1 protein-coding gene and 1 pseudogene are annotated in these 635 nt (G+C 69.3%); one reads left to right on the plus strand and one right to left on the minus strand.

The annotated features are described in order from the left end of the window. Positions 1 to 111 precede the first annotated feature (111 nt). A complete protein-coding gene (locus CCL05_RS33040) occupies positions 112 to 450 on the plus strand; it encodes a DUF6233 domain-containing protein (protein ID WP_086564339.1) in 339 nt (112 codons plus the stop codon). On the opposite strand, the pseudogene CCL05_RS46585 reads toward CCL05_RS33040, so the two are convergent. After that, positions 447 to 635: pseudogene (locus tag CCL05_RS46585) on the minus strand (Ku protein); the annotation flags it as partial. The gene CCL05_RS33040 and the pseudogene CCL05_RS46585 overlap by 4 nt on opposite strands.

The raw sequence follows: 635 nt of genomic DNA on the forward strand, positions 1-635 counted from the left end.
GGAGAGGGAGGCCGGGGCGACACCCAGCTTGCGGGCGGCCTCCTCGTGGTTCATGCCTGCTCCGCGGGGTGGGGGTGGGCTGTCTGGCGCCACGATCATAGAATAGAACGTATGAACGATTCAGGGGTGGCGTCACGACTCGCGCTGCTCCGTTTCCTGGAGCGCGTGCAGGAGCGTGACCTGGCCCGCACTCGCAGGAGGATCGTCGATGAGGAACGCCGTGAGGCGGAGCGGCGTGTCGGTGAAGCGCGGCGCCTGCCGGTGCCCGAGTGGCTGATCGAGCGCGGCCTGGACCGCAACAACATCGTCGCCGTACACACGGGCGAGTGCTGGGACCCGGGCAAGCGGGCGAGGCCGGCGACCAGGGCGCAGGCGGTCGAGGCGCTACGCCATCAGGTGCCGGCGTGTACGAAGTGCAGACCGGAAACAGCGCTCGGCATCGAGATCTAGGCGCTGCGCGGCCGGCGCCCGGACGTTTTCTTCGCCGCGGCCTTCTTCGTGGTCTTCTTCGCCGCCGCCTTCTTGGCCGGCTGCTTCTTCGCGGCCTCCTTCTTCGGCAACTCGTGCACGTCGGCGTCCTCACCGCGCGAGGCCCTGGCCTGCTGCACGGACTCGTTCAGCGCGGCGATCAGGTC

It is taken from the genome of Streptomyces africanus (assembly GCF_002150735.1).
Taxonomy (GTDB): domain Bacteria; phylum Actinomycetota; class Actinomycetes; order Streptomycetales; family Streptomycetaceae; genus Streptomyces; species Streptomyces africanus.

Bases quoted from the DNA above. Each gene is read 5' to 3' on its own strand.
- CCL05_RS33040 (WP_086564339.1), top strand. From the start codon at position 112: ATGAACGATTCAGGGGTGGCGTCACGACTCGCGCTGCTCCGTTTCCTG.